This is a genomic window from Streptomyces sp. NPDC059443 (assembly GCF_042750105.1).
In the GTDB taxonomy this organism is placed as follows: Bacteria; Actinomycetota; Actinomycetes; order Streptomycetales; family Streptomycetaceae; genus Streptomyces.
The window spans coordinates 126,842-150,674 of record NZ_JBHYVM010000016.1; the positions used below are offsets into that span (position 1 = coordinate 126,842).

Annotated in this window: 16 protein-coding genes; 3 read left to right on the forward strand and 13 right to left on the reverse strand. The window is 72.1% G+C overall.

The window, feature by feature from the left end; genetic code table 11:
- Positions 1–39: 39 nt before the first annotated feature.
- The 9 genes from ACFXDJ_RS17955 to ACFXDJ_RS17995 form a co-directional block, all read right to left on the reverse strand.
- Positions 40–1,554 (reverse strand): pseudouridine synthase, encoded by a 1,515-nt coding sequence (locus tag ACFXDJ_RS17955; RefSeq protein ID WP_384658809.1) that lies wholly within the window; start codon positions 1,552–1,554, stop codon positions 40–42.
- Complete coding sequence (gene scpB, locus ACFXDJ_RS17960; protein ID WP_384658826.1) at positions 1,554–2,225, reverse strand: SMC-Scp complex subunit ScpB; 672 nt, start codon at positions 2,223–2,225, stop codon at positions 1,554–1,556. The genes ACFXDJ_RS17955 and scpB overlap by 1 nt, the downstream gene beginning before the upstream one ends.
- Entirely contained in the window at positions 2,225–3,286 is a 1,062-nt protein-coding gene (locus tag ACFXDJ_RS17965) for a segregation and condensation protein A (RefSeq protein WP_384658812.1), read from the reverse strand. Before ACFXDJ_RS17965 ends, scpB begins: the two co-directional genes overlap by 1 nt.
- A 282-nt stretch (positions 3,287–3,568) precedes the next feature.
- Complete coding sequence (locus ACFXDJ_RS17970; RefSeq protein ID WP_384849502.1) at positions 3,569–4,060, reverse strand: hypothetical protein; 492 nt, start codon at positions 4,058–4,060, stop codon at positions 3,569–3,571.
- Entirely contained in the window at positions 4,045–5,205 is a 1,161-nt protein-coding gene (locus ACFXDJ_RS17975) for a ParA family protein (protein ID WP_384656661.1), read from the reverse strand. The genes ACFXDJ_RS17970 and ACFXDJ_RS17975 overlap by 16 nt, the downstream gene beginning before the upstream one ends.
- 337 nt (positions 5,206–5,542) lie before the next feature.
- On the reverse strand, positions 5,543–6,658 hold the full coding sequence (ald, locus tag ACFXDJ_RS17980) for an alanine dehydrogenase (RefSeq protein ID WP_384656664.1): 1,116 nt from the start codon (positions 6,656–6,658) through the stop codon (positions 5,543–5,545).
- Positions 6,659–6,810: 152 nt separating this feature from the next.
- Positions 6,811–8,784 (reverse strand): tetratricopeptide repeat protein, encoded by a 1,974-nt coding sequence (locus ACFXDJ_RS17985; protein WP_384656667.1) that lies wholly within the window; start codon positions 8,782–8,784, stop codon positions 6,811–6,813.
- 178 nt (positions 8,785–8,962) lie between these two features.
- Complete coding sequence (locus ACFXDJ_RS17990) at positions 8,963–9,595, reverse strand: NUDIX domain-containing protein (protein ID WP_384656685.1); 633 nt, start codon at positions 9,593–9,595, stop codon at positions 8,963–8,965.
- 100 nt (positions 9,596–9,695) lie between these two features.
- Positions 9,696–11,348, reverse strand: a complete 1,653-nt coding sequence (locus tag ACFXDJ_RS17995; RefSeq protein ID WP_384656669.1) for a CTP synthase — start codon at positions 11,346–11,348, stop codon at positions 9,696–9,698.
- A 473-nt stretch (positions 11,349–11,821) separates the two neighbouring features.
- Between ACFXDJ_RS17995 and ACFXDJ_RS18000 the strand changes: the two genes are divergently transcribed.
- On the forward strand, positions 11,822–13,627 hold the full coding sequence (locus ACFXDJ_RS18000; protein ID WP_384656688.1) for a glycoside hydrolase family 15 protein: 1,806 nt from the start codon (positions 11,822–11,824) through the stop codon (positions 13,625–13,627).
- Between the two features lie 18 nt (positions 13,628–13,645).
- On the opposite strand, the gene ACFXDJ_RS18005 is transcribed toward ACFXDJ_RS18000, so the two are convergent.
- A complete protein-coding gene (locus tag ACFXDJ_RS18005) occupies positions 13,646–15,712 on the reverse strand; it encodes a zinc ribbon domain-containing protein (protein WP_384656671.1) in 2,067 nt (688 codons plus the stop codon).
- Positions 15,713–15,905: 193 nt separating this feature from the next.
- Between ACFXDJ_RS18005 and ACFXDJ_RS18010 the strand changes: the two genes are divergently transcribed.
- Complete coding sequence (locus ACFXDJ_RS18010) at positions 15,906–17,288, forward strand: FAD-binding protein (RefSeq protein ID WP_384849505.1); 1,383 nt, start codon at positions 15,906–15,908, stop codon at positions 17,286–17,288.
- 24 nt (positions 17,289–17,312) lie between these two features.
- On the opposite strand, the gene ACFXDJ_RS18015 is transcribed toward ACFXDJ_RS18010, so the two are convergent.
- Positions 17,313–18,950, reverse strand: coding sequence for a flavin monoamine oxidase family protein (locus ACFXDJ_RS18015; protein ID WP_384656677.1), 1,638 nt, complete (start codon positions 18,948–18,950; stop codon positions 17,313–17,315).
- A 15-nt stretch (positions 18,951–18,965) separates the two neighbouring features.
- Positions 18,966–20,486, reverse strand: coding sequence for an APC family permease (locus ACFXDJ_RS18020; RefSeq protein ID WP_384849508.1), 1,521 nt, complete (start codon positions 20,484–20,486; stop codon positions 18,966–18,968).
- A 181-nt stretch (positions 20,487–20,667) separates the two neighbouring features.
- Between ACFXDJ_RS18020 and ACFXDJ_RS18025 the strand changes: the two genes are divergently transcribed.
- Positions 20,668–22,290: a PucR family transcriptional regulator gene (locus tag ACFXDJ_RS18025; RefSeq protein ID WP_384656683.1), complete on the forward strand. Its 1,623-nt coding sequence runs from the start codon at positions 20,668–20,670 to the stop codon at positions 22,288–22,290.
- Positions 22,291–22,574: 284 nt separating this feature from the next.
- On the opposite strand, the gene ACFXDJ_RS18030 is transcribed toward ACFXDJ_RS18025, so the two are convergent.
- On the reverse strand, positions 22,575–23,654 hold the full coding sequence (locus ACFXDJ_RS18030) for a glycosyltransferase family 4 protein (protein WP_384659526.1): 1,080 nt from the start codon (positions 23,652–23,654) through the stop codon (positions 22,575–22,577).
- Positions 23,655–23,833 lie beyond the last annotated feature (179 nt).

Genomic DNA, 23,833 nt, shown 5'->3' on the forward strand with positions numbered 1-23,833 from the left:
GAAGGCACCGCGGGTTTCCGATAGCGAGGGGGGTGGGCCTTACAGACCGACCTCGCGCATGAGCATGCCGACCTCGGTGTTGGTCAGGCGGCGCAGCCAGCCGGACTTCTGGTCGCCCAGCTCGATCGGGCCGAAGGCGGTCCGGACGAGCTTCTCGACCGGGAAGCCGGCCTCCGCCATCATGCGGCGGACGATGTGCTTGCGGCCCTCGTGGAGGGTCACCTCGACCAGGTAGTTCTTGCCGAGCTGGTCGACGACGCGGAAGTGGTCGGCGCGGGCGTACCCGTCCTCCAGCTCGATGCCGTCCTTGAGGCGCTTGCCGATCTCACGCGGCAGCGGGCCGGTGATCGCGGCGACGTAGGTCTTCTTCACGCCGTACTTCGGGTGCGTGAGGCGGTGGGCCAGCTCACCGTGGTTGGTGAGCAGGATGATGCCCTCGGTCTCGGTGTCGAGCCGGCCGACGTGGAAGAGACGCGTCTCACGGTTGGTGACGTAGTCACCGAGGCACTGGCGGCCGTCCGGGTCCTCCATGGTGGAGACGACGCCGGCCGGCTTGTTCAGCGCGAAGAACAGGTACGACTGGGTGGCGACGGTCAGGCCGTCCACCTTGATCTCGTCCGAGGGCTTCACGCGCTTGCCCTGCTCCAGCACGATCTCGCCGTTGACCTCGACGCGGGCCTGCTCGATGAGCTCCTCGCACGCACGGCGCGAACCCATGCCGGCACGGGCGAGCACCTTCTGCAGACGCTCACCCTCCTCCTCGGCGCCCGGGAAGGTCTTCGGGGTCTTGATCACGGGCTTGTCGGCGTAGCGGTCGCGCACGCGCTCCTCGATCCGCGCCTCCAGCTCGCGCGGCTTGGACTGACCGCTGCGGCTGCCGGGGCCGATGCGGGGGCCGCCCGCACCGCCGATGCCGGGGGTCCGGGAGACCTTGGGGCCGCCCTTGGCGCCACCACGGGCCGCCGCGCCGCGCGCGCCGCCACCACGGTTGCCGTCGGCCGCGCCACGGGCACCGCCGCCGCCGGCCTTGGCGCCGCCGCGGCCGTTGCGCTCGCCCTCGGGGCCCACGTCGTAGCGACGCTCCTCGGGGCGGGGGTTGCGGATGCGGGGGGCCTGCTCGCGGTCGCGGTCACGCGAGTCGGAGCCGCCACCCTGGTAGCCGCCGCCGCTGGAGCTGCCGCCGCTGCGGTAGCCGCCGGAGGAGCCGCCGCCCTGGTAGCCGCCGCCGGAGCTGCCGCCACGGGAGCCACCGCCCTGGTAGCCACCGCCGGTGCTGCCGCCGCGGGAGCCGCCACCCTGGTAGCCACCGCCCGAGCTGCCGCCGCGGGAGCCGCCACCCGTGCTGCCGCCGCGGGAGCCACCGCCCTGGTAGCCACCGCCCGAGCTGCCGCCGCGGGAGCCGCCGCCCGAGCCGCTGCCGCCGCCGGAGCCGCTACCGCGGTAGCCACCACCGCCGCCGCTGGAGCTGCCGCCGCGGGAGCCACCGCGCGCGCCGCCACCACCGCCGCTGCTGTTCCTGTTGCCGCCACCGTTGCCGTTGCCGCTGCTTCGCATCAAAGTTCCGTCGTCTTGTCGTCTTCATCGGTATCCGGAGAATCCGGATCGAACGACGGAACACCCTCTTGCGTCTCGGCTTCGATCGCGTCCGCCTCGGGGAGGAAGGGCGCGAGCTCCGGGAGCTCGTCCAGGCCACGCAGGCCCATCCGCTCCAGAAAGTAGTTCGTCGTCCTGTACAGGATCGCACCTGTTTCGGGTTCCGTCCCCGCCTCCTCCACCAGACCCCGCTGGAGGAGGGTGCGCATGACCCCGTCGCAGTTGACTCCGCGGACCGCCGAAACCCTCGACCGGCTGACCGGCTGGCGGTACGCGACGACGGCCATCGTCTCCAGGGCCGCCTGGGTGAGCCGGGCCTGCTGGCCGTCCAGTACGAAGGCCTCGACCGCCGGCGCGTAGGCCCCGCGGCTGTAGAACCGCCAGCCCCCGGCGACCAGCCGGAGCTCGAATCCGCGGCCCTGGATCTCGTACTCGTCCACGAGCTCGCGCAGCGCGTCCGCGACCTCCCGGGGGGTCCGCTCCAGCACCTTGGCGAGGTGCGCCTCGGTCGCCGGCTCGTCCACGACCATGAGGACCGCCTCCAGGGCGGGCTTCAGGGCCAGCCCGGCCACCTCGCCGCCTCCCGCCGGGCGCTCCCGCTCCCGCTCCCCGGTACCGCTCGTTCCCGCGATCACTCCTGGACCTCCACGATCCGGTCGAACTCGTCCGTCACCCTCGGCATGCCGTCCCCGTCCCCGCCGCTCCAGCGCACGGTGAGCGTGTTCAGGGCCTCTTCCTGGTCCAGGACCACCGCCTTCTCCCGGTAGAGCTCCAGGAGGGCCAGGAAGCGCGCGACCACGGTGAGGGTGTCGCCCGCGTCCTCGGTGAGTTCCTGGAAGGTGGCCTCGCCGCGCGCCTTGAGCAGCGCCACGACCAGCCCGGCCTGCTCCCGGACGCTCACGAGCGGTGCGTGGATGTGGTCCACGTAGACCTGCGGTTTCGCCCGCGGCTGCATGGCCTTGACGGCGAGGCGCGCCAGCCCTTCGCCGCCGATGCCGATGACCACCTCGGGAAGGAGTTCGGCGAGGCGGGCCTCCAGGGCGACGGTCCGCGGGTACCGCTTCCCCTCGCTCTCGGCCCGTTCCTGGAAGATCTCGGCGATCCGCTTGTACGCCCGGTACTGGAGCAGCCGCGCGAAGAGCAGGTCCCGGGCCTCCAGCAGCGCGAGGTCGGCCTCGTCCTCCACCTCGGCGACGGGCAGCAGCCGGGCGGCCTTCAGGTCGAGCAGGGTGGCGGCGACGACCAGGAACTCGGTGGTCTGGTCGAGGTCCCAGTCGGGCCCCATGGCACGGATGTGCGCCATGAACTCGTCGGTGACCTTCGACAGCGCGACCTCGGTGACGTCGAGCTTGTGCCGGGAGATGAGCTGCAACAGCAGGTCGAAGGGCCCCTCGAAGTTGGCGAGCCGCAGGGTGAACCGCCCGTCACCACCGGCCCCGACCCCGGTCTCGACCCCTGGCGCCCCGTCGCCCCCCTCGGGCGCCCCTTCGGCCGCCCCGGCCGCAGGGGTCGCACCGGCGGCCTCCGGGGCCTCGGCGGGCCCGTACGGGGCCCCTGCGGGCTCTACGGGGCCCACGGAGCCGCTAGGGGCCGCCAGGGACCCCGCAGGCTCCTCCTCCACCGCCACGGGGACGCCCGGGCCGCGGCCCAGCTGGCGGCGGGACGGGTGGCCGGGTTCGGCGGGAGAGGGCATCGCGGTCCAGGGTGGTGCGGAAGGGAGCGGCCGGTCGGGCCGGGGCCGGGAGCCCGTGCCCAAGGCTCCCACGCGCGGCCGTCGGCCCGGCGCGGGGACCCGCCAGGGCGGGCCCGGCGGGGCCGCGGGCGGCGGGGGCCACGGGCGGTGCCGGCCGGGACCCCGCCCAGGCTTCGACGGACGGAGTCCGGCGCAGCGGCGCGCTGTGACACGAGCTGCTCCGCAGCGTGGCGGTGAGGCCCGCCAGGGCCGATCCGTGCGAGCGCCGCGTCAAAAAAGGGGTCAGCGGCCCCGCAGGCGGCGGACCAGGATGCTGGCGTCGCCGCGGGATTCCAGGTCCGCCAGGACCACGGCGACCGCTTCGCGGACGATGCGGCCGCGGTCGACCGCGAGACCGTGCTCCCCGCGCAGCACCAGCCGCGCGTGTTCCAGGTCCATGAGCTCCTCGGCGGAGACGTAGACCGTGATCTTCTCGTCGTGCCGCTCGCGCCCGCTGGGCCGCCGGTTCGCACCGCGGCCCTGGCCCTTGCCCCGGCCGGGCGAAGGGGCCGGGACGGCGACGCCACCGGAACCTTCCTGCGGACGCCGCTGCGCGCCCACTCCCGGCTCCGTACCGGCCTCAGCCTCCCGGCTGCGGCCCTCCCCCGCCGTGCCCTCCGCCGCCGACGCGGCGTGTTCGACTCCCCGCGACGCCGGCGAGGACGACGTCAGCGCCATCCCCCCGGTCGTACGGAACAGTTCGTCGGCTCCGGGCAGACTCACTCGGCGGGACACCGGGCGAGCACCTCCCTGGCCAGCTGGCGGTAGGCGGCGGCGCCGACGGAGTTGGAGGCGTACGTGGTGATCGGTTCACCGGCGACCGTGGTCTCCGGGAAGCGCACCGTGCGGCCGATGACCGTGTGGTAGACGTGGTCGTCGAAGGCCTCGACCACGCGCGCCAGCACCTCGCGGCTGTGCACCGTACGGGAGTCGTACATCGTGGCGAGGATGCCGTCGAGCTCCAGCTCGGGGTTGAGCCGCTCCTGCACCTTCTCGATGGTCTCGGTCAGCAGTGCCACACCGCGCAGCGCGAAGAACTCGCACTCCAGCGGCACGATGACCTTGTGAGCCGCCGTCAGGGCGTTCACGGTCAGCAGACCGAGCGAGGGCTGACAGTCGATCACGATGTAGTCGTAGTCGGCCATCAGGGGCTTCAGGGCCCGCTGCAGCGTCGATTCGCGCGCGACCTCACTGACCAACTGCACTTCCGCAGCGGACAGGTCGATGTTGCTCGGCAGCAGGTCCATGTTCGGAACCGCCGTCTTGAGCAGCACCTCGTCGGCCGACATGCCCCGCTCCATGAGCAGGTTGTAGACCGTCAGGTCGAGCTCCATCGGGTTCACGCCGAGACCCACGGACAGTGCGCCCTGGGGGTCGAAGTCGACGAGCAGCACGCGGCGCCCGTACTCGGCGAGAGCGGCACCCAGGTTGATGGTCGACGTGGTCTTGCCCACGCCGCCCTTCTGGTTGCACATCGCGATGATCTTCGCCGGACCGTGGTCGGTCAGCGGACCCGGGATCGGGAAGTACGGCAGCGGGCGTCCGGTCGGGCCGATCCGCTCACGGCGCTGGCGGGCAGCGTCGGGGGCGAGAGTGGCCGCGTACTCGGGGTCCGGCTCGTACTCCGCGTCGGGGTCGTAGAAGTGCCCTTCGGGCACCTTGTCGTAGTCGGCGAAACCCACGGGCTTTTCGCCGCTCAGGTCGCCGGCCCTGGAGTTCACGTCTAGGCCGTCCATGCTCTTTTGGGGCGTCGTCATGCGCTGGTGGTTTGCGAAGGTGCGGACTGCGACGGAGCCGACAGCTTCGATTCCGGCAGGGCCCTGACCCCGCGCAGGCGTACCTGCTCGACCACCCCCAGGAGCAAATGTCGACTCATTCACAAGTCGTCTTACCTCCTCGGACGTGACCAGGACACTTATCGATAGGTCAGCGTGGCACCATGCCGACGGTTGGCGACTCTATGGCGTGTCACCACTCAGCGGCAACACAATCCGCCGGACCCGGCACGATGTGTCGGCAACCGAACACCACTCTGTCAAGGGCGTACGAGCTGTCGCCGGGAAGTTTCGCAGGTGTGCGAAAGGGTTAAAGGGTTACGTTCGAGGCGAGTTGAGCGGCCCCGCCGCCCGCCCCGCAAACGTGTCCGGCCGGACCTTGCGGGCAAGGTCCGGCCGGATACGTGAGATTGACGTCAGTCGTTGACGGAGCGGCTCGGAATCAGCCGAGGAGCGTGTTCAGCTCCAGGGTCGCCAGGCCGTGGGCCTCGGCGACGGGACCGTAAACGACCTGGCCGTCATGGGTGTTGAGGCCCAGGGCGAGCGCCGGGTCGCGACGCAGCGCCTCGACCCAGCCGAGGTTCGCGAGCTGCACGATGTAGGGCAGCGTGGCGTTGGTCAGCGCGTAGGTGGAGGTGTTCGGCACCGCGCCCGGCATGTTGGCGACGCAGTAGAAGACCGAGTTGTGGACCTGGAAGGTCGGCTCGGCGTGCGTGGTCGCGCGGGAGTCCTCGAAGCAGCCGCCCTGGTCGATCGCAATGTCGACAAGGACACTTCCGGGCTTCATCTTGGCGACGAGCTCGTTGGTGACCAGCTTCGGGGCCTTCGCACCCGGGATGAGGACCGCACCGATGACGAGGTCGGCCTCGATGACGGCCTTCTCCAGCTCGTAGGCGTTGGAGACGATCGTCTTGATCTTCGTGCCGAAGATCTTGTCCGCCTCGCGGAGCTTGTTGATGTCACGGTCCAGCAGGGTCACGTGGAAGCCCATGCCGACGGCGATCTGCACGGCGTTCCAGCCGGAGACGCCGCCACCGATGACCACGCACTCGCCGGCGTGGGTGCCGGGCACGCCGCCCGGGAGGACGCCGCGGCCGCCGACCGAGCGCATCAGGTGGTAGGCGCCGACCTGCGGGGCCAGCCGGCCCGCGACCTCGGACATCGGGGCGAGCAGCGGGAGGGCGCGGTTCGCCGTCTCGACCGTCTCGTACGCGATGGCGGTGGTGCCGGACTCCAGCAGGGCGTCCGTGCACTCGCGGGAGGCCGCGAGGTGCAGGTAGGTGAAGAGGGTCTGGTCCTTGCGGAGGCGGTGGTACTCCTCCGCGATGGGCTCCTTGACCTTCAGCAGGAGGTCCGCGATCGCCCAGACCTCGTCGGCGGTGCCCAGGATCTCGGCGCCGGCCGAGACGTACTCGGCGTCCGTGATCGAGGAGCCCACACCGGCGTTCTGCTCGATGAAGACCTGGTGGCCGTTGCGGACCAGCTCATGCACGCCTGCGGGCGTGATGGCGACCCGGAACTCGTTGTTCTTGACCTCGCGGGGGATGCCGACCTTCATCGTGGCTCACGGTCCTTGGCTCAGGGGATGTTTCGGGGTACTTCCATACAAACCCGTTTACAAGAACACGCAACGGGATGCCCCAGGAACGACCCGGGTGAACCCAGTCTAATGAAGGACGAGCTGCTGTCTAGCCTTGCAAACCAATAATCTCAGTCGGAACCACTACGGATTTCGCAGGCTGCGGGGTCATCTCCCAACAATCTGTCGGCCGCGGACCGGTGCAGCCTGGCCGCCGCGGGATCGCCGAGCCGGTCCAGGGTGTCGGCCAGCCGCACCTGGAGCGCGGCCTGAAGCCGCAGGTCCCCGGCCTTGCGCGCCAGCTCCACCGCCTCCCGGCAGGTGTGCAGCGATTCCTCGGGCCGCCCCGCGTACTCCTGGATCCGCGCCATCTCGCTCAACGCCTTTGCCTGGCCCGGGACATCGGCGAGCTTGCGGTACCCGGCGGAGGCGGCCCGCCAGCTCCGCAGCGCCTCCCCGTACCGGCCCGCGTAGGTGTGCACGTTTCCGAGCCGTCCGTACAGCCTCGCCTCGTCCGCCCGCTCCCCCCGCGCGAGGGAGTGCGACAGGGCCCTGCCGAACCAGTCGGAGGCCCGGTGCCAGTCCGCGAGCTCCTGGTACGCGCCGCCTACGGATTCCATCGCGCGGCCCGCCGCGTACGGGTCATTCGCCGCCCTTCCGGCGTCCAGCGCGGCCCGGTACCGCTCCAGCGCCTCCTGGGTACGGCCGGTCCCGGCGTCCAGATCGGCCAGGTTCAGCAGCGCGGCGGCCTGCTCCCGGTGCAGATCGCGCCGCCGGGCCACGTCCAGGACCAGGCCGTGCAGCCCGTACAGCTCGGGGGCGGCCCCGGCGGTGCCCCGGTGGTCCGAGAGGGCCCCGGCGAGCGCCGCGACGAGGCGGCGGGCCAGGGTGTCCAGCTCCCCGTCGGCGACGGCCAGGGAGGCCGCCGCGGACAGCGCGGGCAGCCGGGTGTCCAGCCAGGTCGCGGCGGCCCGCCGGTCGGCGAAGCGCAGCGCGCGCGGCAGCCCGTCCAGCTTCTCCGGGACACCGAGACCGCTGCCCTCGTCGTCCTCGGCCATGGCCCGGCAGGAGAGCAGCAGCCGTACGGTGCGCTCCAGCATCCGGGCCCGGGCCAGCTGGACCTCGGCGGGGCGCTCCCTGGCCTCCAGCAGGGCCTGGAGCAGCGGGGCGAGGCAGCCGGGCAGCAGGAACAGCCCGTCGTGGGCGCTCCGTACGAGGCCCAGCGCGGCGAAGTCCTCCAGGATCGACTGCGCGGCGGCCACGGAGCAGCCGGCCAGGGCGGAGGCGGTGTGCGAGTCGACGAGCCCGGCCGGGGCAAGCGGAAGCAGCCTCAGGGTCCGCTGGGCGGGCTGCGGGAGGGACTCGTAGACGAGCCGGAACGTCCGGGCGAGCGGGCCGCCGGCGCCGGCGGGCATGTCGTGGAGCTGCTTGGCCACATCGGTGATGGAGGCCTTGGGGTGCGCGGCGAGCCAGCCGCCCGCCAGGCTCAGCGCGGCGGGCTGGCCCCCGCACTCCTCGGCGAGGGCTTCGGCGGCGCAGGGGTCGTTGGCCACCCGGATGTCGCCGATGCGCTGGACGAGCATGCGGACGGCGGCGGGGGTGTCCAGGCCCCCCAGGGTGCAGGGGCGGACATCCGGAATCCCCGTGAGGGGCCCCTCGGCGGTGACCACGACCAGGCACTCGGGGGTGTCCGGCAGCAGGGCGTCGACCTGGTGCGGGTCGGCGGCGTCGTCGACGAGGAGCACCGCCCTGCGGCCCACGAGGGCCGTGCGCAGGGCGGAGCTGAGCTCGTCCTCGGCGGCTCCGGGCGGGGTGGGCTGCCCGAGCCCCTCCAGGAGGGTGCGGATGGCACGCTCGGTGGCGACGGCCTCGCCGCCGGGGGTGGTGAGGCGGACCTTGTGCACCCCGTCCGGGTACTCGTCGGCGATCTCGCGCACCAGGGCTTCGGCGAGGGCGGTCCGGCCCGACCCCGGCCGCCCGGCGACGAGCAGCACGCGGGCCCGCGGCGCCTTGGCCTTGCGGCCCGAGAGGGTGTCGAGCCCGGTCCGCGCGATGTCCTCGCGCAGCTCCTTGAGCTCACGCCGCCGCCCGACGAAATCCGTCACGGATCCGCTCCTCTCGCTGCCTTCGGATTGCGAGCGTAGTTCACGCAGAGCGACGAACCGGGTGGAGCGCGGCGGACAAATCGCCCGATCGGATCAGCCGATGGTCACACCAGGAACCCTTGTGGCCCCACCGGTCCCCCAGGTGGCCCAACGCCTCGCCGGAGGAGGTCCCGCCGGGCTACGCCTCGTACGGGCGGGCCGGCCAGGGGGACTGGGCCGGGCGGAGGGAGTCGAGGCCGCCCTCGGAGGCAAGGGCCGCCGACAGGGCCAGGACACCCGTCACCATCCCCGGGTTGCCGAGCTCGCCCGCCAGCACGCCCCGTACCAGCTCGGGCAGCGCCACCCACGCCAGCTCCATGTCCGCCTCCTCCGAGCCGGACTCCGCGTACCGCTCCCCCTCCGCCTCCGAGACGCCCCGGGCGAGGAAGATCCGGATCGCCTCGTCCGAGCCGCCGGGCGAGGCGTAGAAGTCGGCCAGCACCCGCCAGTCCTCGGCCTTGACGTGCGCCTCCTCGTACAGCTCGCGCTGCGCCCCGTGCAGGGGGTTCTCCCCCACCACGTCCAGCAGGCCGGCCGGGAGCTCCCACAGCCGCCGCCGCACCGGGTGCCGGTACTGGCTCAGGACGAGGACCCGCTCCTCCTCGTCCAGGGCCAGTACGCACACCGATCCCGGGTGCACCTGGTAGTCGCGGCGGGCCACGGACCCGTCCGGCATCCTGACCTCGTCCGAGGCCACCGCCGTCTTCGCGCCCTGGAACGGCCGCCGCGTCGACACCGTCTCCCAGGATTCCGCCGTGTCCTTGATGCCGATGTCCATGCCCCGTACCCCTCCGCAACGCGCGACAGCCGGGGTACGGATCTCCGTACCCCGGCTGCCCACGTTATGCGGTCCGCGTTGCGCGGTCGAACTGCTACTTCGCGGCCTGCTGGCGCTCCACGGCCGCCTTGACCAGGCCCGCGAACAGCGGGTGCGGGCGCGTCGGACGCGAGCGCAGCTCCGGGTGGGCCTGGGTGGCCACCAGGTAGGGGTGCACCTCGCGCGGGTACTCGACGTACTCGACCAGCTTGTTGTCCGGGGAGGTGCCGGAGAAGACCAGACCGGCCTTCTTCTCCAGCTCGCCGCGGTAGGCGTTGTTGACCTCGTAGCGGTGGCGGTGGCGCTCGTCCACGTACGCCTGGTCGCCGTAGACCTCGCGCACGATGGAACCCTCGGCGAGCTTCGCCGGGTACATGCCCAGACGCATGGTGCCGCCCAGGTCGCCCGCACCCTCGACGAAGGCCAGCTGCTCCTCCATCGTGGAGATCACCGGGTTCGCGGTGGAGGCGTCGAACTCGGTGGAGTTCGCGTCCTCGATGCCCGCCAGGTTGCGCGCGGCCTCGATGACCACGCACTGCAGGCCCAGGCACAGGCCGAGCAGCGGGATCTTGTTCTCGCGGGCGTAGGTGATCGCGCCGACCTTGCCGTTGACACCACGGTCGCCGAAGCCGCCGGGCACGCAGATCGCGTCCACGTCGGCCAGCTGCGCCGCGGCGCCGGCCGGGGTCTTGCAGTCGTCGGAGGTGACCCACTTGATCTGGACGCGGGCCTTGTTGGCGAAACCGCCGGCGCGCAGCGCCTCGGTCACCGACAGGTAGGCGTCCGGCAGGTCGATGTACTTGCCGACGAGCGCGACCTTGACCTCGTGGTCGGGGTTGTGGACCCGGTCCAGCAGGTCCTCCCACACCGTCCAGTTGACGTCGCGGAACGGCAGGTCGAGCTTGCGCACGACGTAGGCGTCCAGGCCCTCGGTGTGCAGCACCTTGGGGATGTCGTAGATGGACTTGGCGTCGATCGCCGCGACCACGGCCGCCTCGTCGACGTCGCACATCAGCGAGATCTTGCGCTTGATGGAGGTGGGGACCTCGCGGTCGGCGCGCAGCACGATGGCGTCGGGCTGGATGCCGATGTTGCGCAGCGCCGCGACCGAGTGCTGGGTCGGCTTGGTCTTCAGCTCGCCGGAGGGGCCGATGTAGGGCAGCAGCGAGATGTGCACGACGAAGACGTTGTCGCGGCCGACCTCGTGGCGGACCTGGCGGACCGTCTCCAGGAACGGCAGGGACTCGATGTCGCCGACGGTGCCGCCGACCTCGGTGATGACCACGTCCACGTCGGCGGTGGCCATGCGGCGGATGCGGTGCTTGATCTCGTTGGTGATGTGCGGGATGACCTGCACGGTGTCACCGAGGTACTCGCCGCGCCGCTCCTTGGCGATGACCTGCGAGTAGACCTGGCCGGTGGTGACGTTGGCCGAGCCGTCGAGGTCGACGTCGAGGAAGCGCTCGTAGTGACCGATGTCCAGGTCGGTCTCGGCGCCGTCGTTGGTGACGAACACCTCGCCGTGCTGGAAGGGGTTCATCGTGCCGGGGTCGACGTTCAGGTACGGGTCGAGCTTCTGCATCGTGACCCGCAGACCGCGCGCCTTCAGCAGCGCACCCAGGCTGGAGGCCGTCAGGCCCTTGCCGAGGGAGGAAGCGACACCCCCGGTGACGAAGATGTGCTTGGTCGTCATGGATTTGGGCGGCATCGCCAAGAGGGGGCTCCCGTGGGTCGCGAGGTGAGGTGCGTCCGGCGCCTGCCACCATCGATCCGGAGGGGTCTCAGGGGGCGCCGAAGCTGCGGTTTCGGGGCTCCTGATTCGCACAGGCAGACCACCGGTCCACGGGATACCAGCCTATCAGCGCCCGGGCCGGTCCGCTTCCGGCCACGCGCCGGATCCTGTGCCGACCCTCGTCGCGGGGACATCGTTCCTGCTCACCCGTTCGGCCGAGCGCCATTGTCCCGGGGCTCCGGGGGATCACTAGGGTGCCGTCATATCCTGCTCGGAGATCGATCACATCACCGTCGAGCAGCCCCGCGAACGGCGTAACCCGGCCGGTTCCGGAATCATGGGCGGGGCGCGGCGTTCCACACAGAGGAACGGGGGGCACCGCTCTACCGCGCGACCGCGCAATGCCAGCGCCCTACGGGGCGGACGTGCTGTTCGACTGGAGATGCAACGTGTCCGGGCGCATCGAGGATTACGCACTGATCGGGGACATGCAGACCGCGGCTTTGGTCTGCCGGGACGGGGCGGTGGACTGGTTGTGCCTGCCACGTTTCGACTCCCATGCCGTTTTCGCGAGCATTCTCGGGACCGAGGAACACGGGTTCTGGCGGATCGGCCCGGCGTTCCCGGCCGGCACCGAGGCCCCGCGCGCCTCGCGCCGCCGCTACCGCGGTGACTCGCTGGTCCTGGAATCGGAATGGGACACCCCGCGCGGCACGGTCCGCGTGATCGACTTCATGCCGCCCCGCGAGAACCACGCCCCGCAGATCATCCGCATCGTGGAGGGCATCAGCGGGCGCGTCCCCATGCGCTCCGCCCTGCGCATGCGCTTCAGCTACGGCCGCGTGGTGCCCTGGGTGCACAAGGTCGACGGGCGTACGGTCGCCGTCGCCGGCCCCGACTCGGTCTGGCTGGACACCGAGGCGCAGACCTACGGCAAGGACCTGACCACGTACTCCGACTTCACCGTCGGCCCCGGCGACCGGATGGCCTTCTGCATCAGCTGGCAGCCCTCGCACAAGGAGCCGCCGCAGCAGCCGGAGGCCGAGGAGGCCCTGACGGCCACCACCGGGTTCTGGCACGAGTGGGTCGAGCAGTGCACGTACCACGGCCCGTACCGGGAGGCGGTGATCCGCTCCCTGATCACCCTCAAGGCCCTCACGTACGCCCCCACGGGTGGGATCGTCGCCGCGCCGACCACCTCCCTCCCCGAGGAGATCGGCGGGGTCCGCAACTGGGACTACCGCTACACCTGGCTGCGCGACGCCGCCATCACCCTCTCCTCGCTGCTGCGCACCGGATACCGCGAGGAGGCCCGCGCCTGGCGCGAGTGGCTGCTGCGCGCGGTGGCCGGCGACCCGGAGAACCTGCAGATCATGTACGGGATCGCGGGCGAGCGGGAACTCGGCGAGACCGAGCTCGACTGGCTGCCGGGGTACGAGAACTCGCGCCCGGTCCGGGTCGGCAACGGAGCCGCCGGACAGCTCCAGCTCGACGTGTACGGCGAGGTCACCGAGGCCCTGCACCTGGGCCACATGACGGGCCTGGCACGCAACGACTACGCGTCGCTGCTCCAGCTCAAACTGATCCGCTACCTGGAAACCCACTGGGACCAGCCGGACGAGGGCATCTGGGAGGTGCGCGGCCCTCGCCGGCACTTCGTGCACTCGAAGGTGATGGCGTGGGTGGCCGTGGACCGCACGATCAAGCTGATCGAGAGCGGGGACGCGGACGGGCCGCTGGAGCGGTGGCGGGAGCTGCGCGACGAGATCCACCAGGACGTGTGCGAGAAGGGCTACGACAAGGAGCGCAACACGTTCACGCAGTCGTACGGCTCGAAGGAGCTGGACGCCTCCCTCCTGCTGATCCCGCAGATGGGCTTCCTGCCGCCGGACGACAAGCGGGTGATCGGCACGATCGAGGCGATCCAGCGCGAGCTGTCCACCCCCGACGGCTTCATCCTGCGCTACCCGACGGCGGGCGAGGAAGCGGGCGTGGACGGCCTGGAGGGCGACGAGGGGGCCTTCCTCGCGTGCTCGTTCTGGATGGCCGACGACCTGGCGATGATCGGCCGCGTCGACGAGGCCCGCCGCCTCTTCGAGAAGCTCCTCTCGCTCCGCAACGACCTGGGCCTGCTGGCCGAGGAGTGGGATCCGAAGCTCCAGCGCCAGGTGGGCAACTTCCCCCAGGCCTTCAGCCACGTCCCCTTGATCGACACGGCCCTGCGGCTCACGGCGAGCGGGGCGTACGGCGGGTGACTAGCGTCTCGGATGAGCTTAGGTTTTCCCAGCCGGGGCTGGGTGTTCGCCCCGGTCGGAAAAGAGTCTCGGGTTTCGCCGTGGCCGCTGTCTGAGCGGGGTGGCGTGGGTGTGCAGGTGGAAGCCTGCTCCGAGTCTGGCCCCGCACGGTTGGTGCCGTGCGGGGGTGCTCATCGTGTGCGGTGCCTGCCGCCCACGTCGCCGCTGGGTGCGGTGGGTGGGTGACTCGGGCTGCCGCCCCGCCGGACGCTTTCCACCCGGACCTGCCGCCGAAGATACGGCTGCTGGTGTTCCGGGTGGGGCGGGGACCCTGCGTCGCTGCCTGGGCACAGGGCGGATTCTCGTCGGGCCCGTCTTCGTCCGGTCCACAGCGGATTGCTGCGGACCGGCCCCTGACAGGTCCGGGTGGGTGGGCTTGGTGTGCTGGACGGGCCGGTCCAGCTCCTGAACCGTGCGGCGGATCACATAGGTGCCACTCTCACGGTCCAGGAGGGTCAGGTCCTGATGTTGCAGGCCCCGGGCGCCGATGCGCTGCCAGGCGGCCACGTCCCGGTCCGCGCTGTATCCGCAGTCGGAGTTGGGGCAGGTGGCCCATTTCCAGCCCGGCCGGGTGCTGTCGGGGGCGGCGTGGTGACGGAAGGCGGTCAGGCAGCGGGGGCAGTACTTGGAGGTGCCACGCGCCGGGACGATCACCACCGCGATCCCGTACCGGGCCGCCTGGTGACGTACGTCCGCCACGATCTGTCCGCGCACCGAGCCGGAGAGGCGGGTGTTGAGGGTGCGGCCTTTGCCGCGGGCCTCCATGTCCCGCAGGTCCTCCAGATAGATCACCGACGCCCCCACGGCCCGGGCGTGATCCACCATGAACCGCGCGGCCGCCTTGGCGATCTGCGCGTTCAGGCGTTCACGGCGTCTACTGACCCGGGCGTGCTCGGTGCGCAGGACGGCGAGTTTGGCGGCGGTCGCCGGGTCGGGCCAGCAGGCGAGGGCGTGTTGGCCGTCCAGGAGCGCCTGGAGATGGGCGGCTTTGGTCCACAGGTGTTCGCCATGGACGCGGAGCCGGTCGGCCTTGGCCAGAACCCCGTTCATACGGAGGAAGACCGACTGTCCGTCGGTGAGGACGGCTGGTTGGGCGCCACCGGTCAGGGTGACGGTGCCGCCGGTGAGTAGCGTGTTAAGCCCGTAGTCGAAGGCCACCGCCCGACCGTGCCCGGAGCGCAGCGTCTTGGGCACGGGGGTCGTGTGTGCAACATCGAGTCGCAGCCGCCCGCCACGTAGGCGCAGGGTGGGGGCGTGCAGGGCAGCCGTGGCGTCAATGGTGGGCGGCAGGCGGAACCGGATCCGTACCGGATGCCAGTCGGCACGATTGCGGGGGTCGGGGCGTACGGGGAGCCGTACGGTCAGCACCGCGTAGCGGGCGGGGTCGTCCTCGCACCGGACCAGGGTGGCGAGCTGTTTGTCGGCAGCGGCCAGCACCACCTGACGGCCCCCGCCCAGGGCCGCCTCCAGCTCACACAGACCAGCGGGCAGACGCCGGTGCACGGCGAGGAACCGCGCCACCTGTCGCGTGCGCGAACGGAAGACGGACGCGGGCACTGCCGCTCCCTGCGCGCAAGCCCCCCAGAGCGCTGCCCACTCCTCATCAGTGCGCTTGAGCGGGTCAACACCGGTCGGCCAGGTGCTCAGGACCGCATCGACCAGAGCGGCCCGCCATTCAGCCGACCGCAGGACCCGCCCGGCCTGCTCCTCGGCGACCCGACAGACCCGGTCGGGCACATACAGGCCCTCCGGGACGACAGCCGTCCAGCCCAGCGTCCGCAACGCCATCCACGCGTTCGACGGCAACCGCTCGCCCCAAGGCGCAATACCCGAAGCGAGCAGCGCCAGCTCGGCCCGAGACCAGTGCCCGCCGACAACCCCGGCGGCCATCGTCTCCACCAGCGCCGTCAGCCAGCCCACCCGCTCACCCAACGCGGCCGCGTTCAGCACCTCACCGCTGACGGTGTCCAGGCCCCGGAACGCGGTCGCGGACGCGCACGCCACCCGCCCGGTCTCCCCCTCACCCAGCGCGATCTTCCGCCGCACGCCCACACCCCCGCCCCAGCTGCGACCGACAGTCCGATCATCGGACTCACATACGGAACGAGCCCACCCCCGGCAAGGACACGCAACACGACCAGAACCTGCACAAGCCATAGGGAAACCAGGCCAACCCAACGACTGCGTGCGACCCTGGAAGGGTCGTCTGCCCTTCCGCCCCTCCCGGAAGGGGGTAGCCATGGCTCCCCTCTCGAAGGCGGGCACGGCACTTGCCGAGCTCCGCGAAGACCTGTCCGGTGACGTCTTCACTCCGGACGATCCGGGGTACGACGAGGCCCGCGCGGTCTACAACGGGATGATCGACCGCAGGCCCGCCGTCATCGCGCAGTGCGAGAGCCCGGTGGACGTGGTGACGGCCGTGCGCTTCGCGCGCCGGCTCGACCTGCCCGTAGCCGTGCGCGGCGGCGGCCACAGCGTCGCCGGCATGTCCCTCAACGACGGCGGCCTGGTCGTGGACCTGCGCCGGATGCACGCGGTGACGGTCCATCCCGGGGCGTCGGCCGTCCAGGTCGAGGGCGGCGCCACGATGAGCCACCTCGACCGGGCCTGCGAGCCGTACGGGCTGGCGACCACCGGCGGCCGCGTCTCCACCACCGGGGTCGGCGGTTTCGTGCTGGGCGGCGGCACCGGGTGGCTGGACCGCAAGTTCGGCCTGGCGGTGGACAACCTGCTCGGCGTGGACCTGGTCACCGCCGAAGGCGAGATGGTGACGGCGACCGCCCAGGACCACCCCGAGCTGTTCTGGGGGCTGCACGGCGGCGGCGGCAACTTCGGCATCGCGACCTCCCTGACCCTGCGGCTGCACGAGCTGCCGGTGATGTCCATCGCGTTCCTGCTGTACCTGCCGGAGCACGGGCCCGAGGTGGTCCGTACGTTCCGCGACATTCTGGACTCCGGACCGCGCGAGGCCGGTGGCGGCGCCATCTACCTGACCGGCCCGCCCGAGGAGTTCGTCCCGCCGCACCTGGTCGGCCTGCTGCTGGCGGGCGCGCTGGTCACGTACGCGGGACCCGAGGAGGAGCTGCGCGCTCTGGCCGCGCCGCTGCTGGCGATCCCGCACGAGGTGGAGATGGTGACGGTCCTGCCCTACGCGGAGCTCCAGTGCATGCTCGACGACCCGCCGGGCCTGCGGAACTACTGGTCGGCCGAGTACCTGACCGGTGTGCCCGACGAGTTCGTGGACGTGTTCTGCGCCCGCGCGGACTCCATGCCGGTGCCGAGCGGCACCCAGCACGTCGTGTGGCCGCAGGGCGGCGCGATCGCGGAGGGTCCGGCCGACTACCCGGTGCCGTTCCGCGACGCGCCCTGGGCGGTGCACCCGTTCGGAGCCTGGGAGGACCCGGCCGACGACGACCGCGTCCGCCGGTGGGTCAAGGACGTCCGCGCCGACGTCCAGCCGTGGAGCACCGGCGCGGTCTACCTCAACTTCACGGGGGACGAGGGCGGCGACCGGGTGGTGGCCGGCCTCGGACCCGACAACATGCGGCGGCTGGGCGAGTTGAAGCGGCGGTACGACCCGGACAACGTCTTCCGCTTCAACCACAACATCAAGCCGGCCTAGGACCGGTTGCCTGAGGGCGACCGGTTACGTGAGGGCGGTGATCACCTCCCGCGCCGCCCGCTCCCCCTCGGTGGCCCCGCCTTCCATGAACCCCTGGAAGTCGTAGCTGCAGTGTTCGCCGCCGATGTGGATCCGGCCCTGCGCGGTGCCCTCGTACTTGGCGTACTTGTGCAGGTAGCCGGTCGGCCAGTACGAGTACGCGCCCAGCGAGTACGGGTTGCGGTGCCAGGCCGAGAGCTGCGCGCGCCCAGTCCAGGCGGCCTTGGTGCCGGGGAAGAACGCGTCGATCCCGGTGAGCATCCGGCCCGCGAGGGTGCGTACGTAGGGGTCGGAATCGGTGGCGAAGGGGCTGGCGGGGGTGAGCGAGCCGGCCAGGGTGCCGCCGCCGTACTGGAGCAGGATGCCGCCGTTGCCCGGCTGGACCTTCGTGGTGTCCCAGGTCTGCTGGATGTCGAGGTCGTTGAAGCAGTCCCCGGCGGAGACCCCCGGCCAGGGGCCGGTGCCGCGCCAGGGCCGGCTGGTGAACTGCATGTTGAGCTTGGTGCAGTAGCCCATGCGGGCATCGCGCAGCAGGTTCTTCATCAGCGGGTCGAAGCCGGCTCCGGTGAGGTCGATCCGCTGGAGGATCGGCAGCGGCAGACACAGGATGGTGTGGTCGGCGACGACGGTCCGGGTGGCGCCCGCGTCGTTGAAGGTCAGCGTCTGGGTGCCGTCGACGGCCACGCGTACGGCGGTCAGCTCGCGGCCCATCACGAGCGAACCGGCGGGCAGCGCCTTGGCGATGGCGTTCGGCAGCTGGTCGTTGCCGCCGGTGATGTGGTAGCGCTCGTTGGACTGGCCCCAGACGTTGAAGCTGCCGGGGTTGGGCTGGTAGCCCATGAGCAGGACGAGGGCGAGCGCGGACTGCTGATCGGTGTCGGCCCCGTACTCGACGTTGTACGCCACGTCGATGAAACGGCCGAGCTGCGAGCCGTGGCCGCCGGGGACGCGGGTCTCGATCCACTCGTACAGGGTCATGTCGTCGAGGGCCGTGCCCGCCGGGGTCGTCGAGTTCCAGGAGACCTCGCCGGCTTCCTGGAGGTCGCGGCGCAGCGCCTGGTAGACGGCCTTGAAGTCCTCGTCGGCCTGGGTGCGCGCGTAGTAGGTGCCGTTGAACCAGAGGACTTCCTCGGCTCCGTTGGGTCCGCCGCCGAGGAAGTCCTCGGTGGGCAGGTTGAAGCGGCGGCACAGTTCCAGGATCTTCTTGTGGCTGGTGTCGATCAGCTCGCCGCCGATCTCGGAGGTCTGCCCGTACGCCCAGAGGGAGCGCTGGCTGTACATCCGGCCGCCGACGCGGCTCGGGTTGGCCTCGTAGAGCGTGCAGGCGACGCCCGCGTCCTGGAGGGTGAGGGCTGCGGTCAGCCCCGAGATGCCGGCGCCGACCACGGCGACGCGGGCGGGGGTGACGGGCTGCTTCGCGGGGAGGGCCTCGACGGCGTGGGCACTGGCGGACGCGCCCGCCGCGGAGGCGAAGGCAGTGCCGAGACCGAGGGCGGCGGCCCGGCCGAGGAGCTGGCGGCGGGTGGAGCCGCGCACCTCGGCGACGGGCAGGCCGAGCCGGCGGGCGGCGGCGTGTTCGGCGGCGAGCTGTCGGAGCGCGTGCATGAGGGGCGTACGTGCCATGGCGGTGGCTCCTTCTCAGACGGCTGCGGAGGAGGGGGCGGGCTCGTCGGTGCGTTCGGCCGCGTCCTCCAGGACCACGCGGCCGATGATCTCGTAGCGCTCGGGGGCCTTGAACTTCAGCCACAGGCCGAGCCCGAGACCGCCGAAGAACACGACGCCGACGATCCACGGGATGAGGGTGAAGAAGAACGAGTCGGCGGCGAGCCCGGCCGCGGTCTTCATGTTGACCAGCAGCAGGACGACCACGGCGGCCATGGCGATCCCGCCGACGAGCGGGGCGGTGAAGGTGCGGAACCAGTGCCGGTCCTCGGGGTGGTTCTTGCGGAAGTAGCCGATCACCGCGAAGGAGCAGAGGGTCTGGACGATGAGGATCGCCATCGTGCCGAGGATCGCGAGCAGCGTGTACAGGTGGACGTACGGGTCCTGCCCGGTCAGCCAGAACTGCGCGACCAGGCCGGTGGCGATGGCCGTCTGCACCATGGAGGAGATGTACGGGGACCCGTGCTTGGCGTGCGTGCGGCCGAGGCCCGGGTGGAGGAAGCCCTCACGGCCGATGGCGTAGAGATAGCGGGCGGCGCACTGGTGGAAGGCCATGCCGCAGGCGAAGGAGCCGGTGAGCAGCAGCCACTGGAAGGCGTCGACGGCCCAGGCGCCGATGAAGGTGTGGGTCGGGGCGAAGAACAGGTCGAGGGGGCTCGCGGAGGCGGAGAGCTCCACCGACTTGGTGAGGCCGTTGCCGGCGATGGTCATCCAGGAGACGTAGATGTAGAAGAGGCCGACGCCGACCACGGAGATCAGGGTCGCCTTGGGGATGACCCGCTTCGGGTCGCGGGACTCCTCCCCGTACATGGCGGTGGATTCGAAGCCGACCCAGGACCAGAAGGCGAAGAAGAGGCCGAGTCCGGCGGAGGTGCCGGTGAAGGCGTTCTTCGGGTTGATGGGCTCCATCGGGATGCCGTCCGGGCCGCCGCCCGCGATCAGGACGGCGGTGGCGACGGCGAAGAGGACCGCGATCTCGGCGACGAGCATCACGCCGAGGGCCTTGGCGGTGAGGTTGATGTCGAAGTGGGCGAGGGCGGCGGTGACCGCGAGCATGGCGGCCGCGTAGACGATCCAGGGCAGGTCGATGCCGAGCTGGTCGTGGACGGTGGTCTTGGTGAAGTAGGAGAAGACGCCGACGATCGAGGCCTCGAAGACGATGTACGCGAGGACCGCGAGCATCCCGGAGGCCATGCCGGCGATCCGGCCGAGCCCGTGCGAGATGTACCCGTAGAAGGCACCGGCGGCGGTGATCCGCTTGGCCATGGCCACGTAGCCGACCGCGAAGACGGTGAGCACGGCGGTCGCGAAGAGGTAGCCGGCGGGGGCGCCGATGCCGTTGCCGAAGCCGACGGCGATGGGGAGGTTGCCGGTCATCGCGGTGATGGGAGCGGCGGTGGCGACCGCCATGAAGACGACGCCGACCAGGCCCACCGAATTGGCCTTGAGCCGCTGGACCTGTGGTGCGCCGCCGCCCGTGCTGGTATCCGTGCTCATGGCTCCTCGTTCCTGTCGTGAGGGCGCTCACTCTCGCTCCGCGTGACGTACACCACAATCGGCATGCGGTCCGATAATCTCCTTGCAGGGACGACGAGTTGTCAGGCCGGACGGGGGCATATCGGACTCCGTAACCGCCCGGTGATGTTCCGGGAACAGGGCGGCCGGTACCGTCCGCGATATGGACAACCAGGGCGGGATCACGGTTCAGCGGGCGCTGGAGCTGCCGGGGCTGCGGAGCGGGCTGCCCGAGGTGGTGGCCTGCGCCGACCGGCTCGGACGGAACGTGCGCTGGGTGCACGCCGGCGAGGTCCCCAACATCGCGTCCCTGCTCAAGGGCGGCGAGCTGCTGCTGACCACGGGGCTCGGCCTCGGCACCCGGCCCGCCGAGCAGCGTGCCTTCGTACGCCGCCTCGCGGACCGCGGCATCGCCGCGCTGGTCGTCGAACTGGGGCCGAGGTTCACCCGACTGCCCGCCACGATCGTGGAGACCGCCCGCGCGGCCGGCCTCCCGCTGGTCCAGCTGCACCGCGAGGTCCCCTTCGTGACGGTGACGGAGGAGGTGCACACCGAGATCGTCAACGGCCACTACGCCCTGCTCCAGCGGGCCGAAGAGGTCCACCGCCGCTGCACGGAAGCCCTGCTGGGCGGCGGCGGGATCCCGCAAGTCCTGCACATCCTGGCCGACTTCACGGCCAACCCGGTCTTCCTGGAGACCCCCGACGGACAGCTCCTGTACGCGGCCGGACCGGTCTCCGGCGAGGCCGCGGCGGATCCGCTCCAGGTGTGGGAAGGCCTGCGCGGCCAGCGCCCGGCCGAGCCGACCGGCAATGCCGTGGTGGTCGACGTCCCGGGCGGCGGCCACGGCACCGGGTCGGTGCGGGCCCGGCTGGTCCTGCTCGGCGTGTCCTCCCCGCTGCTGCCCGTGCACCGGATGGCGGCGGAGCGGACGGCGGGCGTACTGGCCGTCGTGCTGATGCAGGCCCGGCAGGAGGACGAGCTGGCGGCGCGCGGCCGCGGCGACTTCCTGACCGACCTGTCGGAAGGGCGGATCTCGGCGGAGGACGCCCCCGCCCAGGCGCGCGTGCTGGGCTTCAAACCGGGGTCCGGTCCGCTCCTGCCCGTGGTCATGCGGCTGTCCTCGGAGCTGGGCCCGTCGGGGAACTGGGCGGTCCTGGCCCGCGCGGTCCTGGAAGAACTCTCCTCGGTCGGCGTCCCGGTCCTGCTCGGCGTCCGCCCGGTGGAGGGCCGCGTCCCGCTGCTGGTCTCGCTCCGCAGCGACGCCGAACGCACGACGGTGGCGGACCGGGTCGCGGCGGCGCTGCGGGCCGGCGTCGAGCGTGCCGGCCTGGACCGGGCGGGGGCTCCGCCGGCCGTGGTCGTCGGGGTCTGCGGCAGCTGGGCCGCGGCCTCGGCGGGCCTGCGCCACGCGGCGGAGACAGCCACGGCCGCGCACGGGCTCCCGCCCCGGCCCTGGTACGACGCCCGCCGCCTGGACATCGACCTCCTCCTGTGGCGGCTGCGCGAACACCCCGACCTGGCGGCGTTCGTCGACCGCGCGATCGGCGCCCTGCGGGTCCACGACACGGTCTCCCGCCCCCCTCTGCTCCCCACCCTGGAGACGTACCTGGCCCACGCGGGCCGCAAGGCGGAGACCGCGCGCGAGCTCCACCTGAACCGGCAGACCCTGTACAACCGCCTGGCCCGCATCTCGGAACTCCTGGGCGCGGACCTGGACGACCCGGAGACGGTCCTCTCCCTCAGCCTGGCGCTCCGGGCGCGCCGCCACACGATCCCCTCTTAGGGCGTCGCCCACTGCCGTCCCGGCGCGGGGCCCGATGGGCGGGTGCGGGTAGTGCGCCCTGCGGGGCGGAGTCCCCTACCCGCCCTTCCACCGTTCCCCGGGCTCCGCCCGGACCCGGGGGGGGGGGGGGGCGGGCGCCCCGCGGTCGAGAAGGGACGCCACCCCGGAGACCCCCCCCGCGCCGGCGCTATCGCCCCCCGCCCCAAAAAACCCCCCCCCCCCGGCCCCCCCCCCCCGGGGGTCCGGGGGCTGGCCCCCGGCAACGGCGCCGCACCGGGCAAGGGCTACCGTCGGCGGGACATCAGTTCGTCGTAGACCGACAGGACCTGCGCCACCGTCTCGTCCTCCGACGGCCACGTCCCCGCCTGGGCGCGACCGGCCACCGCCAGCGCCTCCCGCCGCGCGGGATCGGCGAGGAGGCCGGACACGGCCGCGGCAAGCGCGCCCGCGTCCCCGTACGGGACCAGCACGCCCGCCTCTCCGACCAGCTCCGGCACACCGCCCACCGCGGTCGCCACCAGCGGCACCCCCACCCGCAGGGCCTCCTGCGCCAGCGGGGACCGCGTCTCCCACCGGCTCGGCAGCACCGCGACATCCGCCGCGGCCAGCAGCCGCGCCGCGTCCCGCCGGCGCCCGAGGAGCCGTACCGGCAGGCCTTCCGCGTGGATGCGCCGCGCGAGTTCCGCCCGCATCGGACCCTCCCCCGCGATCACCAGCAGCGGCACCGGGTCCAGCGTCCGCCACTCCCGCGCCGCGTCCAGCAGTACGGAGTACCCCCGCCTCGGCACCAGGCTGCCGACCGCGATCAGCAACGGCCGCTCCACGACGCCCAGTTCCGCCCTCGCCTTGCCCGGATCCGAAGCCTGGGCCCCATCCGTCCCGGCCGGCCCCGTCGGCCCCGCCGGCACCGCCAGCCGCGCGTCCCGCGCGCCGAGCCGCCGGGCCAGGTCCACCTGCGCGGAGGAGGCCCCGAGGACGATCGCCGCCGCCCTGGCGACGTGCCGTTCCAGCAGCAGGCTCAGCCGGCCGGCGCCGGGGCCGCCGCCGTGCCAGCTGACGACCAGGGGGACCCGGCGGCCGCGCAGGGCCAGGGTCGCGCGCATGCCGGCGCGTACGCCGTGCGCGTGCACCACGTCGGCCTCCACGCACGCGGCCCGCAGCGCGCTCACCGCGTCCGGGGTGAACCGCGCCCCGGCGCCGGTGAAGTCGTACTCCCCCTCCGCCTCGACGGGTGCGCACACGGTGACCCGTACGCCCCGGGCGGCGAGCCCGGTGGCCAGCGACCGTACGTGCGCACCACCGCTCGCGCCGCCGAGCACCTGGACGGTGCGAAGGACGGGGACGGTGACCGGGGAGCTGCTCACGGGCCGAAGCTCCAGGGTGAGGGGGGAAGGGACGTCGCCCAGAATGCCAGTCCGCACGCGCGTTCCGGGACCATACGGGTGCGGATCCCGTACGAGATACCGTTCCGCACCCCCGAGCCTCACCCACACGGGCTAGCGGGGCGTCAGCCTGACGACTACGCCCCGCCCGCTCCCACGCC

Excerpts from the sequence above, each read along its gene's own strand:
- ACFXDJ_RS17955 (WP_384658809.1), bottom strand. The coding sequence starts at position 1,554 with ATGCGAAGCAGCGGCAACGGCAACGGTGGCGGCAACAGGAACAGCAGC.
- ACFXDJ_RS17965 (WP_384658812.1), bottom strand. The coding sequence starts at position 3,286 with ATGCCCTCTCCCGCCGAACCCGGCCACCCGTCCCGCCGCCAGCTGGGC.
- ald (WP_384656664.1), bottom strand. The coding sequence starts at position 6,658 with ATGAAGGTCGGCATCCCCCGCGAGGTCAAGAACAACGAGTTCCGGGTC.
- ACFXDJ_RS17995 (WP_384656669.1), bottom strand. The coding sequence starts at position 11,348 with ATGCCGCCCAAATCCATGACGACCAAGCACATCTTCGTCACCGGGGGT.
- ACFXDJ_RS18010 (WP_384849505.1), top strand. The coding sequence starts at position 15,906 with ATGGCTCCCCTCTCGAAGGCGGGCACGGCACTTGCCGAGCTCCGCGAA.
- ACFXDJ_RS18015 (WP_384656677.1), bottom strand. The coding sequence starts at position 18,950 with ATGGCACGTACGCCCCTCATGCACGCGCTCCGACAGCTCGCCGCCGAA.
- ACFXDJ_RS18020 (WP_384849508.1), bottom strand. The coding sequence starts at position 20,486 with ATGAGCACGGATACCAGCACGGGCGGCGGCGCACCACAGGTCCAGCGG.
- ACFXDJ_RS18025 (WP_384656683.1), top strand. The coding sequence starts at position 20,668 with ATGGACAACCAGGGCGGGATCACGGTTCAGCGGGCGCTGGAGCTGCCG.